At 67.1% G+C, this 14,657-nt stretch carries 14 protein-coding genes; 8 read left to right on the forward strand and 6 right to left on the reverse strand.

Going from position 1 to position 14,657, the window contains the following annotated elements; genetic code table 11:
• The first annotated feature begins 9 nt into the window (after positions 1-9).
• The 6 genes from AAGI91_10015 to AAGI91_10040 all read left to right on the forward strand — a co-directional run bounded on the left by AAGI91_10015 (position 10) and on the right by AAGI91_10040 (position 6,989).
• Positions 10-315 carry a DNA-binding protein gene (locus tag AAGI91_10015; protein MEM1042953.1) on the forward strand — a complete coding sequence of 102 codons (306 nt, stop codon included), beginning with the start codon at positions 10-12 and terminating at the stop codon, positions 313-315.
• Positions 316-317: 2 nt separating this feature from the next.
• Positions 318-773, forward strand: a complete 456-nt coding sequence (locus AAGI91_10020) for a PIN domain-containing protein (protein MEM1042954.1) — start codon at positions 318-320, stop codon at positions 771-773.
• A 146-nt stretch (positions 774-919) separates the two neighbouring features.
• Positions 920-2,665 (forward strand): N-6 DNA methylase, encoded by a 1,746-nt coding sequence (locus tag AAGI91_10025; GenBank protein ID MEM1042955.1) that lies wholly within the window; start codon positions 920-922, stop codon positions 2,663-2,665.
• Complete coding sequence (locus tag AAGI91_10030) at positions 2,662-4,965, forward strand: sensor histidine kinase (GenBank protein MEM1042956.1); 2,304 nt, start codon at positions 2,662-2,664, stop codon at positions 4,963-4,965. The genes AAGI91_10025 and AAGI91_10030 overlap by 4 nt, the downstream gene beginning before the upstream one ends.
• 10 nt (positions 4,966-4,975) lie before the next feature.
• Positions 4,976-6,172, forward strand: a complete 1,197-nt coding sequence (locus tag AAGI91_10035; GenBank protein ID MEM1042957.1) for a hypothetical protein — start codon at positions 4,976-4,978, stop codon at positions 6,170-6,172.
• Between the two features lie 37 nt (positions 6,173-6,209).
• Positions 6,210-6,989: a hypothetical protein gene (locus tag AAGI91_10040; GenBank protein MEM1042958.1), complete on the forward strand. Its 780-nt coding sequence runs from the start codon at positions 6,210-6,212 to the stop codon at positions 6,987-6,989.
• 14 nt (positions 6,990-7,003) lie between these two features.
• Here AAGI91_10040 and AAGI91_10045 read toward each other — a convergent pair whose 3' ends face one another.
• From AAGI91_10045 to AAGI91_10055, 3 genes are read right to left on the reverse strand one after another with little or no spacing between them, the layout of a single operon-like run.
• Complete coding sequence (locus tag AAGI91_10045) at positions 7,004-7,231, reverse strand: hypothetical protein (GenBank protein MEM1042959.1); 228 nt, start codon at positions 7,229-7,231, stop codon at positions 7,004-7,006.
• Positions 7,232-7,285: 54 nt separating this feature from the next.
• Positions 7,286-7,999 (reverse strand): HNH endonuclease signature motif containing protein, encoded by a 714-nt coding sequence (locus tag AAGI91_10050; protein MEM1042960.1) that lies wholly within the window; start codon positions 7,997-7,999, stop codon positions 7,286-7,288.
• Between the two features lie 3 nt (positions 8,000-8,002).
• On the reverse strand, positions 8,003-11,386 hold the full coding sequence (locus tag AAGI91_10055; GenBank protein MEM1042961.1) for a DNA methyltransferase: 3,384 nt from the start codon (positions 11,384-11,386) through the stop codon (positions 8,003-8,005).
• A gap of 113 nt (positions 11,387-11,499) precedes the next feature.
• Here AAGI91_10055 and AAGI91_10060 point away from each other — a divergent pair, with 113 nt between their 5' ends.
• Both AAGI91_10060 and AAGI91_10065 read left to right on the forward strand, forming a co-directional pair.
• Complete coding sequence (locus AAGI91_10060) at positions 11,500-11,982, forward strand: hypothetical protein (protein ID MEM1042962.1); 483 nt, start codon at positions 11,500-11,502, stop codon at positions 11,980-11,982.
• A gap of 85 nt (positions 11,983-12,067) precedes the next feature.
• A complete protein-coding gene (locus AAGI91_10065) occupies positions 12,068-12,532 on the forward strand; it encodes a hypothetical protein (protein MEM1042963.1) in 465 nt (154 codons plus the stop codon).
• Between the two features lie 16 nt (positions 12,533-12,548).
• On the opposite strand, the gene AAGI91_10070 is transcribed toward AAGI91_10065, so the two are convergent.
• The 3 genes from AAGI91_10070 to AAGI91_10080 all read right to left on the reverse strand — a co-directional run.
• The gene (locus AAGI91_10070; protein ID MEM1042964.1) at positions 12,549-12,860 is read right to left on the reverse strand and encodes a hypothetical protein; all 312 of its coding nucleotides are present in this window, start codon (positions 12,858-12,860) and stop codon (positions 12,549-12,551) included.
• Positions 12,861-12,969: 109 nt separating this feature from the next.
• The gene (locus tag AAGI91_10075; protein ID MEM1042965.1) at positions 12,970-13,767 is read right to left on the reverse strand and encodes a JAB domain-containing protein; all 798 of its coding nucleotides are present in this window, start codon (positions 13,765-13,767) and stop codon (positions 12,970-12,972) included.
• A gap of 169 nt (positions 13,768-13,936) precedes the next feature.
• Positions 13,937-14,657: hypothetical protein (locus AAGI91_10080; protein ID MEM1042966.1), on the reverse strand; the 721-nt coding region annotated here is incomplete at its 5' end.

A 14,657-nucleotide genomic window follows, 5' to 3' on the forward strand; every position in this document is an offset into this window, starting at 1 on the left:
GCCGGCCACATGCCTGCCTCTCCGCCCAGCCGGTACGTCCGCAAGCAACTCAGCGTCACCCCCGAGCAAGACCGGGCACTCAAGCGCCGGAGCCGAGAGCTCGGTGTGTCCGAGGCCGAGCTCGTCCGCCGGGCGCTCGACGCCGCCCTCGCCGACGGCCCAGTCACCTCACCTGCTGGTTCGCCACTCGACGAGCTTCTCGCTCACACCCGAGAACTAGGCGATGGTCGCCGCCTGGAGGGTGGATGGGACCGCGAAGCCCTATATGGTGACCGGGGCTACCGGCGCGATCGCGACGACGCGGCCAGGGCGTAGCGGTGGCCCAATACCTCCTCGACACGAACGTCCTCGTCTACGGCGTCGACTCCCGCGACCCCGAGAAGCAGAACCTTGCGCTCGATGTTCTCGCCCGCGTTGGTCGGCCAGGGCCGACCGGGCCGTCGGCCACGCTCCCAGCTCAGGCCCTCGCCGAGTTCTCGCGCGTCACCATGTCCCGGCTCAAGCCGCCGGTCCCACCCGACCGCGTCTACCACCAGATCGGTCTCTACGAGCGAACGTTCCCGGTCGTCCCGCTGACTCCGGCCGTCGTGCTGGAGGCGGTCCGGGGCGTCCGAGACCACCAGTTCCCGTACTACGACGCGCAGATCTGGGCGGCGGCTAAGCTGAACCAGGTGCCCGTCGTGCTCAGCGAGGACTTCGCCTCGGGCTCGACCGTCGAGGGCGTCACCTTCGTGAACCCTTTTTCTTCCACCTTCGACCTCGACGTGTTGTGAGTTCTGAAGGCCACTCATCTATTCATGTCTCACGTACTGCGGGTTCCCCGCAGAGCCCGCTGCTGGATGCGGCCCGGGTGATGATTTCAGAGCCTGGCGGGGACGGAGCGGTTGGAGAACCGTCTCGTCCAGGTGGAGATGGCGAGGTGACTACCGAGGCTAAAGACCGAAAACGGCTGGGGATCTACTACACGCCGAGCGGGGCCGCCAATATCCTGTGCAATTGGGCGATCAGATCTGGCGAGGACCGTGTCTTGGAGCCCAGTTTCGGCGCGTGTGGGTTTCTAGAGGCAGCAGAGACCCGGCTCCGCGACGTTGATGCGCGAGTACCTCTAGACCAACTGTACGGGTGTGACATCGATGAAGACGCTTTCTCGGTGTACCTCCAGGAGAAGCTGGGCCGAGGCGCAGGAGATGGACGGTTTCTCCACCGAGATTTTCTGAGCGTCCGACCCGGAGATTTCGAAGGAGGACCTTTCGACGCCGTCGTCGGGAACCCCCCTTATGTGTCCTACCACACGATGGACGAGGACCAACGTGCGACTGCCGAAGAGGCCGTCGCTTTGTCGGGGTTAGGCCTGAGCCCTAAGGCCAGCCTGTGGGCGTACTTCCTCGTTTACGCGACCGTTTTCTTGAAGCCAGGCGGGCGGATGGCCTGGATCCTCCCTAGCAGCTTCCTCTATGCGGAGTACGCGGCGCGCGTCCGGGAGCACCTCGCGGATCGGTTCGACCGATGCCTCGTCATCCAGTTGGGCCAACGGCTCTTCCTTTCAGAGGGGACGGAGGAAGCCACTATCGTGGTTCTGGCCGAGGGGTACGGGGAGAACCGAGATGGGGACGTGCGACTCGGCTTCGCCGAGACTTTGGCCGACTTGGACAAAGCGGTCACTGACTGGGATGCCGGAGTCGGCGATTCGAAACCATTCGATGGTCGAGCCAGCACGCTACTGCTGAGCAGTGCGGCCTCGGCCGCGATGAGCGTTGCGAGCGATGCTGGCCGGATCGTCAGCCTGGGTGAGGTCGCAGACGTTCGAATCGGGATTGTGACGGGCGCGAACCCTTTCTTTGTGATTGACGAGCCAACGGCCACCCGGCACGGGTTGCCTCAGGACGCTCTCCGACCGATCCTCGCGAAGTTTGCGATGGCCCCCGGCACCGTATTGCGCGACGCGGACCTGGACACGGCTAGGCGAGACGGGCGGAAGCTCTTGCTTGTGGATACCGACCACCCTGATCTCGAGAGAGGCGGGTCCGCTCTCCAACGGTACTTGGGCCTTTTTCCTGTCGACAAACGGAAGGCCAACAAGACGTTCCGGAAGCGGAAGCTGTGGCACCGTCCCGATGATGGACGAGTCCCGGACGCCTTCTTTCCCTACATGTACCAGCACGGCCCCAGAATCATTCTCAACGAGGCCGAGACGACATCCACGAACACGATCCACCGAGTCTACTTCAAGGGTGCGATGGCGAGTGGTCGAGGCAGCTCGGAGCTACCGTTTCCCCTCCCGACCTCTGAGGCTACGGTCGGCGCTGAGACTTGGAGACGTATGTGCGCGGTGTCGATCCTTAGCACGTTCAGCCAGCTCTCAGGAGAACTCCAAGGCAGGAGCTATGGAGCCGGTGTGCTCAAGCACGAGCCGTCGGAAGCCCGGCGAATCAAATTGATCCTGCCTGAACAGCCTGTTGATGTCGACCGCGTGTTCAAGGAGGCAGATGAGGCTCTCCGTGAGGGAGACTTGGTTGCAGCACGCACGACGGCGGACGCCTTCGCTTTGGGATCCCTCCACGAGGAAGAACGGACCACGATGCAGCAGATTCTGGGCGTCGCACTCGACGCGGCTCGGAGGAGACGAAAACCGGTCCGCCCCCAACCAGTCACCCCGAGGGAATGAACGTTAGCACTCCTGAACGGGCAGATGAGATACGCGAGGAACTCCAGAGAGTGCTCACGGAGTCTCCGACCGACTACTCGCGCGTCCTTTCGTTGTCCACTGAGCTCGCGAAGCTCGACCCAGACAACGTCCGGTTCTTCGCAGACGCGGGGCTTATCAGCCGTCTCGGTCGGGAACTCGTATCTCGGAAGGAGACGGCTCTGGCTGAGCTCGTCAAGAACGCCTACGACGCGGACGCGACTGCGGTCGAGATCGTCTTCGAGGACGCGGAGTCCAGTGGGGGACGGGTCGAGATCTCCGACAACGGGATGGGAATGACCCGGGATGCTCTCGTGGAGGGGTTCATGCGACTCTCCTCGACCATCAAAGTCAGCGAGCCCGTCTCGCCGCGGTACCGCCGTCAACGCGCGGGCAGAAAGGGGATCGGAAGATTCGCCGTGCAGAGGCTCGGCCGCCAGCTCGTGATTACGACGCAGACGTTGGGGTCGGACACGGCCCTCCGCGTCAGGATCGATTGGAGCCAGTTCGAGAGCGGGCAGGATCTCTCCAACGTGGTCAGCGAGGTGGTCGAGGTCCCAAAAGACCGGGACGAGGGGACGGTACTTCAGATCGAAGGGCTCCAAGACCGCTGGACCGACGCCGAGTTACGGCGTGCGTTCCGGTACGTCGGTGACCTCTTGCAGCCGTTCCCGCTGACCGCGCGGACGCGGCGGAGCGACACCGACCCTGGGTTCGAGGTCTTCCTCTACAGGAAAGAAGACGACGACCTCCGGCTCGTCGCGGACGACGAGAGTGAGATCCTTTCGTACGCGCTCGCGGAGATCGAGGCGGTCGTAGACGACGACGGACAGGGGTACTGGTCTATCAGCTCCAAGCTCTACCCATCCATCGACGAGGATGTCCTGCCGATTGGAGGGGACAAAGACTACCCATCAGCGCGGTTCGACTTTATTCGTGGCGTCCACCTAAAGGCGTACTACTTCATCACCGGTATCGGTGAGATACCCCGTTCCCTTACCAAGACGATCCGCGACTTCCTGGAAGAAAAAGGGGGTATGAGGGTCTATCGGAACGGCTTCAGAGTTGCCACCTACGGCGAACCCGGTAACGACTGGCTCGGCCTGGACTCTGCCCAAGCTCGGCGTGTACTCCTCGTGCCGCTCAGCAATAGGAACGTGTACGGGTTCGCCGAACTGTTCGACCCAGTCGGAACGCTCTTCGAGGAGACGGCGAGCCGCGAGGGTCTGATCGAGGACAAGGCGTTCGAGGAACTCCAGGAGTTCGCTACGCGCGTCCTGAGAGCTGCCGCCCTACGCGCGAACAGCGCTCGAAAGGTCAAGAGGATAGCGGCGGGGCGTGAGAAGCAAATCGAGCAGCCGCCAGAGGACCGGGTCCGAGCGGCCACCGAGCGAATCCGTCGAGCCGCGAAGGGCAGTGAGGGCGCGTCGCCCGGACCTGCGCCCTCGCACGCCGACTCGGACTTCGAGGCGGACCTGGACGAGATCACGCGGGGGCTCGATGAGATGACCCGGGAGCGCGAGGAACTCCTCAACGAGCTCGGGATGCTGCGCGTCCTCGCCAGTCTAGGTATCGTCATCAGCGAGTTCACGCACGAGATCCGGCAGCTCGTTCCGGCTGCCGTGACGGACGCTCGGAGGCTCCAGCAGAAGCTCGCAGGGGGTCCGCTGGAGCGTGCGTCCGAGCGGCTACACGAGAACGTTCGACGCTTTCAGACCTACGCTGCCTACTTCGACCGAACGGTGCGTGAGAACGTGAGTCGCGACCTCGACACTCAAGAGGTCGGGGACGTGGTGAAAAGGTTCGCTGAGGTAATGGGACCGGCCGCTCGACAGGCAGGCACGACACTCACGGAAGAGATCGAGGGGGCGGGCCTGTTCTCCACCCCCATGCACCCCTCCGAATGGGCATCAGTCCTGTTCAACTTCTACTCGAACGCTCAGAAAGCGATCAAGCGAGCGCGAACGGTCGGCTCCATCCTTATCCGGGCGGGAAGGACGGGCGACAGTGTTTACGTTGATGTCGCCGACAACGGGGACGGGATTCCTGACGAGAACGCCGACCGGGTCTTTGACGCCTTCTTTACGACATCCACCCAGGGTGGTCCATTCGAATCGAGCGAGGAACTTCAGGGGAGCGGCTTGGGGCTCAAGATCGTCCGCGACATCGCGGACAGCTACGGCGGGGTCGTAGAATTTGTACCTCCTCCCAGCGGGTATGTCACCTGTCTCCGGTTCCGAGTCCCTGCTGAGGACGAAACGGAGACCACGCCGGGCTCCTAACCAATCGACCATGAGCTGCACGTATCTCTATCTCGACGACGAGAAGCCGGAGACGGTCGAACCCTACATCGAGGAGGTCGAGGACTACGCAGAGCCCCTCACAATACGCCTTGCCCATCCCAAGCTATACCAGCACCAGATCGAGGAGGTCATGGAGGGCGGATACGATGGGATCATCCTCGACCTTCGCCTCGACCGGGCGCCGAACCCAGACCCGGACTCGGAGGGCAAACGGGCTGATTACCGAGCGTCTACGCTCGCTCAGGAGATCCGGACGCGCGCAGCCGAGAGCAGCGCGAAGAAGGCTCGGCGTGGACGGGGGGAATGCCCGATCGTGCTCTGGTCAACGGACGACCGCTTGGACACGTCATATACCCGCGACCACACCAGCCACGACCTGTTCGACCTGCTGTGCGTGAAGCAGGACATCGTCAGCGACGAACCGAGCGTCCCAGAGGAGAAGAAAGCCCCGTGGGTCGCGAGGCGGCTCGTCGCGCTCGCCGAAGGCTACGATACAATCGGAGACGTGCGAGACAAGGTCGGCCTCAAATCTCGCCAGTTCTACCGGTTCTTAGGGTTTGAGGAGAGACCGACGTTCCTCGACCAGCGGTTGGCGGAACTCGACCCGTTCCGGGACCCTCAGTCCCGGTTCCGACCCGCCCACGAATATGCCCGGTTCATCCTCCGCGAGCTTCTGGAAGCGACGGGTCCACTCATCGACCGTCCCACCCTTGCGACCCGCCTGGGAATCGACGAGGCCCGTTCTCCTGCGTTTGATGAAGTGCTGGAGTCCCTGTTTAGTGAGGCAGAATACACAGGCCCTTTCGCAGCTGGATGGCCTCGCTGGTGGGCCTCCAAGGTCGATGAAGCATGGGTGGCTCTGCTCGACAAACCCGGACCGCTTCGGTCCACACCAGCGGACGAACGGGTCGCCATCCTGAAGGAGAAGGGGGGTGTGAAGAAGATCGCGCCCGCGGACCCAATTGCCGCCGGCGGCAGCACGACGTATTGGGTGGTGTGCCGAGCGACAGGGAGACCGCTCGATCCGAGGGAGGGGTTCGTGCTAGAGACTCGGCGCAAATTCCCGTGGCAGGGCGACGAGTACGTCTCATCGGCGGCCGTGCTACAGGGTTTGTTGAGTCAATCGGACCTCATCCTCGCCCCCTCCGAACAGCGTCGTGCCGACCTCCTCCGGACGCGCTCTTGACCCCTTCATTCGGGCTACCGAACGACGAGAACTTGGAATGACGAAGCGCCAGACTGCCAAACTGCGTGCCGCGTACTTCGACGAGCGCGTGAGCGAGCTCCATCAACTGGCCGCCATCCTGTCCAAGATCGAGGGTGTTCGGTCGGTGGACCCGCTCAATCAAGCTCACGTCGGCAAGTTGGAGCAAGGCGAGTGTTGGTCCCTGAGCCTCTCCGGGCTGACGTTCGATCTGGAAGGGGAAGAACTCGAAGCGCAACGCCATGCGAAGCCGCCGGGGCTGGCGAGCGTCGAGTTAGTTCTAGATGTCCGGTTGGAGGGGTGGTGCGTACCCGAAGACAGTCTGCGAGACCCCTTCCGGCAGCTCTCTGTCGAGTGCGTCTTGGCCGGGACCTGCTCAGGCGAAACCATCCACCATTCGGCTTGGCACCTTGAGCGTCACGGCGCAGCGAGCGCCGATGGCGACTTCGCCCACCCGGCCTACCACCTCCAATATGGCGGGATGAGACTCCCTAAGAAGATGGATATCGGTCATCACCTTCTTCTCGACTCTCCCCGCGTGGCGCACCCGCCGCTCGACGCCGTCCTCGCCATCGACTTCGTGGTGTCGAATTATATGCCTCGCCTCTGGCATGACCTCCGGAACGAACGTCCCGAGTACGAGCCGCTGATTGAGCGGGCGCAAGCCCGATGTTGGCGTCCTTACGCGCAGGGGAGCACCGCCCGTTGGTCGGCTGAGGACTCAGGCTGGGATGGCCCGGACATCTGGCCCCAGACCGTGTACCGAGGTGAGAGTGGCGCAGAGGCCGAATCTAGCTGAGTGGTCGGAGCCTTCTACATCCGCCGGATGTCTTCGCGGAGGCGGCGGACCTTCGTGACCACCGCATCAACGGCATCGGACCGCTCGCGGCGGGCCAGGTATGCCTCGCGGTGGTCAAGGAGCGGGTCGAGCAGCTCCGCGTCGATCTTCTGACGGAGGAACTGGAGGGCGTGAACGACCGTGTCGAGGTCGGCCTCGGTGAGCTCGTCGTCGGAGGTGAGGGGGTCGAGGAGCGGGTTCATCAGATCGCGGGTGGGAAGGGTTGCATCGTACGCGCCCGCCCTGCCTTCGCCCTGTCAGCCCTCACCCTGCTCGCGAGCGAAGTCCTCGAACGACGAGTATGCGCGGTGGCCGCGAGCTTTGTTTGTCTTGCCCTGAATGGTGCGATCAATGCGCCCGTGGAGGTACCGGATGAGTTCGTCGAAGCGCTCGATAGGAACGTGGTAGACCCCCGCGACTTTGAACTTCGACTTGATGTTGCTCGAGATGACGCCGTGGTTGTGGCGGCCCTTCTGCCCATAGCTCTGGAGTCCGGTGGACCGAAACTCGTTGTACCGAGTGATGAGATAGCCGACGTAGTTCTTGCGGTGAAGGTCGGTGCCAATGCTCCCCGCCGGGTAATGCATCCTCCCATTCGGCTTCACGTCGCCGTGGACGTGGATGTCGCCACCGGCGACGATGCTGCCGGTAGCGTCACGGCCGATGGAGACGATGTTACCGAGCGGCCGTGACGTTGACCTGCCGGGCATCTGGTGGATGACGGCTCCCTGGGACGCCTTGACGCGCCGGACCTCCGCCTCGGGGATGGCTTTGCTGTGGATGCGGGCGTGGCAGTTCTTGCAGGCGAGGACGAGGTTGCCGGGCTCGTTCGACCCGTCCTCCGACCGGGGGACGATGTGGTGAATGTCGAGGGCATCGATCTCGTCGAAGCTGCAGAACGAGCAGCGGCTCCCGGCCTGTTGGTAGATCAGCTTCTCCGTCGGCTTGGGGATCGGTTTCTTGTTCGCCATCGGTCAGACGGGTGAATCGAGGGGCATCCGGGGCGGGGCCGTCTTCCAGACGAGGGCGCGCTCGTCGGGCGTGATGCCGTAGGCGTCGAAGACAGCCTCAGTGATGGCCCGCTCGTGGGCGAGCGCGGACCCTTCGAGGACGGCGAGGCGCATCGTGGCCTCGGCGTAGTAGTCGAGGATCTCGCGGAGGAGCGCGGGCGAGAGCTTCGAGTGGCCGGAGCGCTTCTTGACCTCGCGGGCGAAGGTCGCGTCGTCGAGCGTCCAGAAGGACTCGAGCTTGCGGCCGGGCGTGGCGACGCCGTGCTCGATGCAGAGCCAGTCGAGGAGCTCGGCGGCGTGCTGGCGGCGCTCGTCGGCGAGGCGAACGAGGTCGGCGACGTGAGTCTCGACCGTGTCGCGCGTCTCCGCCGACGGCTCGGCGATGGGGAGATCCGTCAGGAGGTACCCGGCCGGGCTCAGCGCGTCGTCTTTCATGTGCGGCAGGTACCGCCAGGCGTACCACCACATCAGCGGGCTGTTGAGCACGCCCAAGAGGTACAGGTCGTCGGTCGGGAGGAGGAAGACCTTGTTGTTGCCGTAGAGCCCGTCGGTGTCGAGCGCGTACTGGGGGTGGAACTGGATCTCCTGATAGACCAGCTTCGGGCCGTCGAACAGGTCGTAGTAGTCGACAGAGTCCTGGATCTCGTACCACTCGTAGGCGCCGCCCTTCCGTCCAGGCCACTTGCCTGACCAGCCAGAGGGCTTCGGTTCTAACCGCTCCCGGAAACCTTCGAGGTAGCGCTTGACGGCGGGGTAGGCGTCGATGTCGATGCCTCGCCGGGTGAACACCATGTGCTCCCCGCCCCACTCGGGCGACCAGCGCGAGACGTCGGAGCCACGGAGAAACGGCTTGATGATCTCGGCCGAGCGGCCGTCCTCGGCCACGAGCCGGTCGCGCGTCGCCTGATCGACGAGGAACGCCGCGTTGAGACCGGTCACGACGCCCCGGTACGGTTTGACCCCTGCGAACTCCGCCAACCCGGGTCCGGCACGGCGCAGTCGCTCCATCAGGTCGTCCACGGCGGGGGGCTCCAGACTCCACGGCTCAGCCGAGAACCGGGACCACGGGACGCGGAAGGCCTCCTCGGCCACGAACTGCGCCAGCGGCGCCTCGCGGAGCCGCTCCCTGGGAACCGTCGCGACCTGGACCGTGGAGCCGCCACCTCCCCCCTCCCCTGCCCCGTCGGCCGGGACCCGGAGCGAGAGGATGACCGGGAACGTGTCGGCGTCTTCGAAGACCGGCGCGTGGCCGAAGTCGAGGACCGTCTCGGCGACCGTGTGCTCGGCGAGGAAGGCCCGGAGCGGCTCGCCGTAGCCCGCCCGCATCCACTTGTTCGAGACGATGTAGGCCAGCTTCCCACCCGGCGCCAGGAGCCGCGCACCCTGCTCGACGAAGTAGGCGTAGAGGTCGGCCGAGCCGTGGTAGACGTCGAACGCCTCGGCGAGGTACGGCTTGAGCTCCGTGAACCACTCCGCGCGGACGTAGGGCGGGTTGCCGAGCACGCAGTCGAACCCGCCTTCCGGGAGCGGTCCGGGTGCGGCTTGGCCGTCGCCACCCGCAGGGCCGCCGAAGACCTCGGGGAACGCCGCGTGCCAGTCGAAGGCGCGGGCGCGCGTCTCGGCGGGGAGCGCGTCGAAGACGGGCTCCATCGCGTCGCCGGACTCCGGCGGGACCACGAGCGAGTCGCCCGTGCGGATGGTCTGGTCGAGGTTGGAGAGCGGTCGGTCGGTCCGGGCCGTCTTGAGCCACAGGCTGAGCCGCGTGATCTCGACCGACTCCGCGTTGAGGTCGACGCCGTAGAGGTTCTCCTGGAGGATCTGCCGGTCGAGGTCGAAGAGACCGGCCTGGCCGCCCTCGAACGAGGCCAGCTTCCGGTTCACGCGCTGGTACTCGGCGTGGAGGTAGTCGAAGGCGGCCACGAGGAACGCGCCCGATCCGCAGGCCGGGTCGAGCACCTTGATCCGGCGCAGGCGGTCCTGGTAGTCGAGCCAGAGCGCGCGCTCGGCCTGAGCGCGCTGCTTGGTGTAGCTCTCCGGGAGCGCCTCGAAGTCGTTCGCCGCGCGGGCGGCCTCGAACTGCTCGGCGAGCCAGGCCCCGACCGTCTGGGCGACGACGAAGCGGGTGACGAACTCGGGCGTGTAGAACACGCCGTCCGACTTCCGCTTGGACCGGGCGGGGGCGTCGCCGCCGTCGATGGCCGCGTGGAGCGCTTCGAGGTCGGCGATGGAACGCTCGAAGATACGACCCAGGATGTCGACCGAGAGGTCGGAGTTGAAGTCGTACGCCGCGATGTCGAGGAGCGGCGCGAGCGCCTCGTCGGGGACGGCGAGCGCGTCGAGGACGGGGTCGGGCGCGAAGAGCCCGCCGTTGTAGGCGTTGATCCGGGGCGAGGCGTTCCCTTGGTCGACGGCGCGGAAGAGGCCGCGGAGCTGGTCCCACCGCGACGTGGTGACGAACCCGGTCCCGGCGGCCGTGAGCGCCTGGCGGAGCACCTCGCGGGGCAGGAGCCCGGTGTCCTCGCAGAAGCAGACGAAGAGGGTCCGGTCGAGGAGCGTCTGGGCCGCCGCCAGCAGGGCGCGCTCGTGCTCCGGTACGGGCGTGCCCTCCGGGGCCGGGTTGTGATCGACGAGGTCGCGGAAGAGCCCGAGCCGGGTGCCGCGGTAGAGCTTGTAGAACTCGGCCGTGATCTCGACCTCCTGTGTCTTCGAGGCCTCGACGAGCCGGTCGGTGGGGCTGGGACCCGAGCCGGACCCCAGGAGGCGGTCGCGGTGGAGGACGGCGAGGAGCTCGCGGAGCACCTGGTCGTCGCCCAGGTCGGCGACCCGGACCTCGACCGCGTAGCCCTCGCCGCGGTCGGCCCGGTAGAGCCGGACGTGGGTGAAGTTGGAGACGACAACCCAGCGGCACCCGTCGAACTTCGAGACGTAGCCGAACGCCTGCTCGACGGGCGTGAGCCGGGCGGCCCGGCGCTGGGGAGCGTCGAGGTCGGCCCCGGGCCCCTTCAGCTCGACGACGGCGACCGTCCGGCCGGACGCGTCGACGCCGTAGCGGCCGAGCGAGGCGTCAGGGGTCTTGCCGCCAGCGGTCTCGGACGAGGCGCTCTCGGCCTTGAGCTCGTAGCGGTCCGGGGCATCGGCAAACTGGCGGTAACCGAGGACGGTCCCGAAGAGGTCGGCGAGGAACTTGCCCTGGTGCGGTTTCTCGTTCTGGCCGACGAAGGCGGGGTCGGCCGACGTCCGCGCCCACCGGGCGGCGGCTTGGCGCTGGGCGTCCGTGGGGTCCGGGAGCGCGGCCGCTTCGCGGGCGAGCAGACGGGGAGAGACGAGCGGCTTGGACGGGGCGGGCACGGAGCGGCGGCTGACGGCGGAACGGGAAGCTACCGGGGCGCGCCGCGATTCGTAGATCGTTTAAGCCTCGTCCGTCGTCGCCCGACTCTCCCGGGGCACCTCACCTCAATTGAATGCGCCTCCCGCTCGCCCTCCTCTCCGCCCTCCTGCTCTCCGGCTGCACCGGGCTCGCCGAAGCCCTCGACGAGGCGTTCCCGACCTACGTCGCCGCCGACGTCGAGTCCGTCACGCTCCTCTCGCTCCCGCCGTCGAAGCCGGGCGGCGGGGCGTGGGACCTCAGCGGCGCGGCCGACCCGTTCGTGGTCATCCGGGCCGAGAGCGGCGCTGTACTCTACACCGGGTCCGTGGTCGAGAACGCCGTGCCCAGCCGGTACCCGCTCCCGTGGGCCGTCTCAGGCGTCAGGGTCGGGACCGACGACGTGGTCTGGTTCGAGGTCTACGACGACGACGTGGCCGAGGACGACGTCGTCGCGAGGTACCGCGTCCGGCTCGCGGACGTGGGCGGGCTGGTCAAGCCCGCGACGTTTCCGCTCCTCGGGCCGGGCGGGCAGCCGATGGCCGAGGTCCGCGTCCGCTGGATCGAGGCGGCGGGGTAAGCGCCCCGTCGCTGGCCGCCCGGAGGGGTGACAGAGGGTCGGCGCGGGTCGTGCCGACGTTCCCCGTCCACACGGCACCCGCCCCATGCCCCAAGACTCTGTCGACCGAGAAGCGTCCCAGGCCCGAGTCGCAACAGCGGAGAACGAGGCTCCTGAGAGCGTCGAGGTGATCCTCGGCCTGCTGCCCGACCTCTCGGCCGAGGTCGTCCGTCAGGACGTGGCCTCCGGGCGCCTCTACGGCGTCCGCTCCGAGGAGCACGACCGCCTCGTCGGCCTCGTCCGCGCGCTCCGAACTCGGCTCCGCCAGGCGGAGACCTCCGCGCTCCACGCGCTCATGGCCGCCGGGTGCGACGCCTCGGCCGCGCTCCGCTGGCTCCGGACTGACGCCGACGGGGAGCCTCGCTACCAGCGGGCCGACGCGGACATGGTCCACATCCCGATCCTGAACGGGATCGACGACCTCGAGAAGCTGGGCGGCGTCGCGTGGCCGCCCCGGTCGCGCAAGGCCCCCGTGACTGGGGCGGGAGACGAGGGCGACGGAGCGACCTGATCTCACGGGCGACGGCTCAGTATTCGGACGGAAGGAGAACGGTCGTCGCCGAGCGGTCGGCCTCGGTGATGATCCAGAGCCGACCGCCGGCCGTCTCGTAGGCCGAGAGGACGCGGGTGCCCTCCTCGACGGCGCGGTCGTTGGCCCGTGCGTCGTGCTCGGAGACCGATCCCCAGTCGCCAGCCCGGTGGCGGTGGAGGAGCCCCACGACGTCGAGGCTGTAGTCGCGGACGACGTCGAGGGCGCCCGGCGTGGCGACCACGTGCCCGAGCGGGAGGCGGACGGGACGGGTCTGGCGACGTTCGGTCTTGGCAGCGGTCGTGCTCATGGCAGCGATGGTTGAAGTGGATGGGTCCCCCGGCGCGGGGGCGTTCGCCACTCGGCGCCTCCTCGCCGGGGGAGCCCAGCCACCACCTGCTGCGGGCCGAACCTCTCAGCTAGATCAGCCCCCGCTCTGCCAGGCTCGTGTGCCCGTGGTCAGTGAGGATCAGGTGGTCGTGGACCGCGATGCCCATGACCTTCCCCGCCTCGACGAGCTGGCGCGTGACGGCCACGTCCTCCCGACTCGGCTCCGGGTTGCCGGACGGGTGGTTGTGCGCCAGGAGCACGGCTGCCGCGTTCGCGAGCACCGCCGCCTTGAACACCTGCCTCGGCTCGACGATCGACGCCGCTAGCCCACCGACCGAGGCCACGTGGAGGCCGGTGAGGGTGTTGGCCGTATCGAGGAAGGCGACCACGAACTCCTCGCGGTCGCGGTCGGAGAAATACTCGGCGAGCACCGCCGCCGCGTCGGCGGGCGAGCGGACCTGGTCGCGCGTCGGGAACGTGAACGTCCGCTCGCGGACGAGCCGGGTCGTGTAGAGCGGGACGCCCGAGAACAGGGCGTCCCGGTAGGCCACGTGCACCTCGGGCTGGCGGAGCACGTGGGCAGGCTCTCGAACGACAGATTGAGGGCCACTCACTGCAGGCTCGGCCACCGAGCCGTAGAGCACGGTCCGCCGCGCGAACCACGGTGCGTCGGACTCCAGCCGCCGGAGCCGCCCGCGCACGGCGAGGCGCCGGGCGTGGTACCGCTCGCGGCGGTCGAGCTTGGGCTGGGGGACGACGGGCACGCCGTCGTAGCGGTCGCCGCCCTCGGGCATCTTGGCCTCGATGTCGCAGAGCACGCGGAGGTTCAGGGCCGTCAGGCCGCTCGGCGTTGCGAGCCGCGCAGCGTCAGGGTTTCGGTTCGCCATCGGATTCCAGGCATCGCTCCGCACAGACACACGTCAGCCGTGGTGGGAGCGCCCCCGTCGGCCGACGCGCTCTCGCGGCCGACGGGGGCGCCTCTACCTTCCCCCTTTGCGGCAAAAAAGAAGCCCGGCGACCGTGTGGGTCGCCGGGCTGTGAGTCCCAGGCTTGGGGCTACTCGTCGTCCCAGTCGGTTTCGCCGTAGGCGTCGGTGCCGTAGAGGAAGCCTCCGTAGCTCGCCCCCGGTGCCACCGTGTCCCGGTAGGTCGCCCGGTAGGCGTACGGGCTCTCCTCGGCCACCGCGTGGGCCTCGGCCCAGGCCTTCCGGTCGTCGGCCCAGTCGAGCCAAGCCGCCGCAGCCTCGTGCGCCCGGCTGATCGCGACGTGGACCTCGTCTGTCTGGCCTCCGGTCACGTGGTACCGGAGGACGGTGCCCGTGCCGTAGGCGTCGGACTCCAGCCGGATCAGAGGGGCCACCCACAGAGCGTCCTCCGGCGGGAGCTTCCCGAGCAGGTGCTTTTCCGCATGCGTGCCCGTCCGGTCGGCCACTTCGAGGAACAGGTGGACCTCGTCGGCCGATGCGTCGTCGGGATCGACCACGGCGATCCGGGCCACCAGCTCCGGGTACTTGTCGCCAGAGGCGGCCCGAGCGGCGAGCCGTGCGAGCCCAGCGGCCTCGCAGTCTTTGAGGCGCGACGGGAGGATGATCGACCGGCTGCCGAGCCGGAAGCTCTCGCGCAAGGCGTCCTCCTTCATGAGGTGCGGATGGAACTGGGGGCACGACGTGCGCCGGAGCCAGCAGGCGAACCGGTACCAGGTCCGGGCCTGAGCGTAGTGCGGACGGGAATAGATGCGGGGCATGACAAGACCTCGAAAGAGGGGCTCGTGACGACCG

The sequence above is a fragment of the Bacteroidota bacterium genome (genome assembly GCA_038746285.1).
GTDB lineage: Bacteria > Bacteroidota > Rhodothermia > Rhodothermales > JANQRZ01 > JANQRZ01.

What these genes read in the sequence shown, in the direction of transcription:
- AAGI91_10015 (MEM1042953.1), top strand. Translation starts at nt 10, where the DNA reads ATGCCTGCCTCTCCGCCCAGCCGGTACGTCCGCAAGCAACTCAGCGTC.
- AAGI91_10030 (MEM1042956.1), top strand. Translation starts at nt 2,662, where the DNA reads ATGAACGTTAGCACTCCTGAACGGGCAGATGAGATACGCGAGGAACTC.
- AAGI91_10035 (MEM1042957.1), top strand. Translation starts at nt 4,976, where the DNA reads ATGAGCTGCACGTATCTCTATCTCGACGACGAGAAGCCGGAGACGGTC.
- AAGI91_10040 (MEM1042958.1), top strand. Translation starts at nt 6,210, where the DNA reads ATGACGAAGCGCCAGACTGCCAAACTGCGTGCCGCGTACTTCGACGAG.
- AAGI91_10045 (MEM1042959.1), bottom strand. Translation starts at nt 7,231, where the DNA reads ATGAACCCGCTCCTCGACCCCCTCACCTCCGACGACGAGCTCACCGAG.
- AAGI91_10050 (MEM1042960.1), bottom strand. Translation starts at nt 7,999, where the DNA reads ATGGCGAACAAGAAACCGATCCCCAAGCCGACGGAGAAGCTGATCTAC.
- AAGI91_10060 (MEM1042962.1), top strand. Translation starts at nt 11,500, where the DNA reads ATGCGCCTCCCGCTCGCCCTCCTCTCCGCCCTCCTGCTCTCCGGCTGC.
- AAGI91_10065 (MEM1042963.1), top strand. Translation starts at nt 12,068, where the DNA reads ATGCCCCAAGACTCTGTCGACCGAGAAGCGTCCCAGGCCCGAGTCGCA.
- AAGI91_10070 (MEM1042964.1), bottom strand. Translation starts at nt 12,860, where the DNA reads ATGAGCACGACCGCTGCCAAGACCGAACGTCGCCAGACCCGTCCCGTC.
- AAGI91_10075 (MEM1042965.1), bottom strand. Translation starts at nt 13,767, where the DNA reads ATGGCGAACCGAAACCCTGACGCTGCGCGGCTCGCAACGCCGAGCGGC.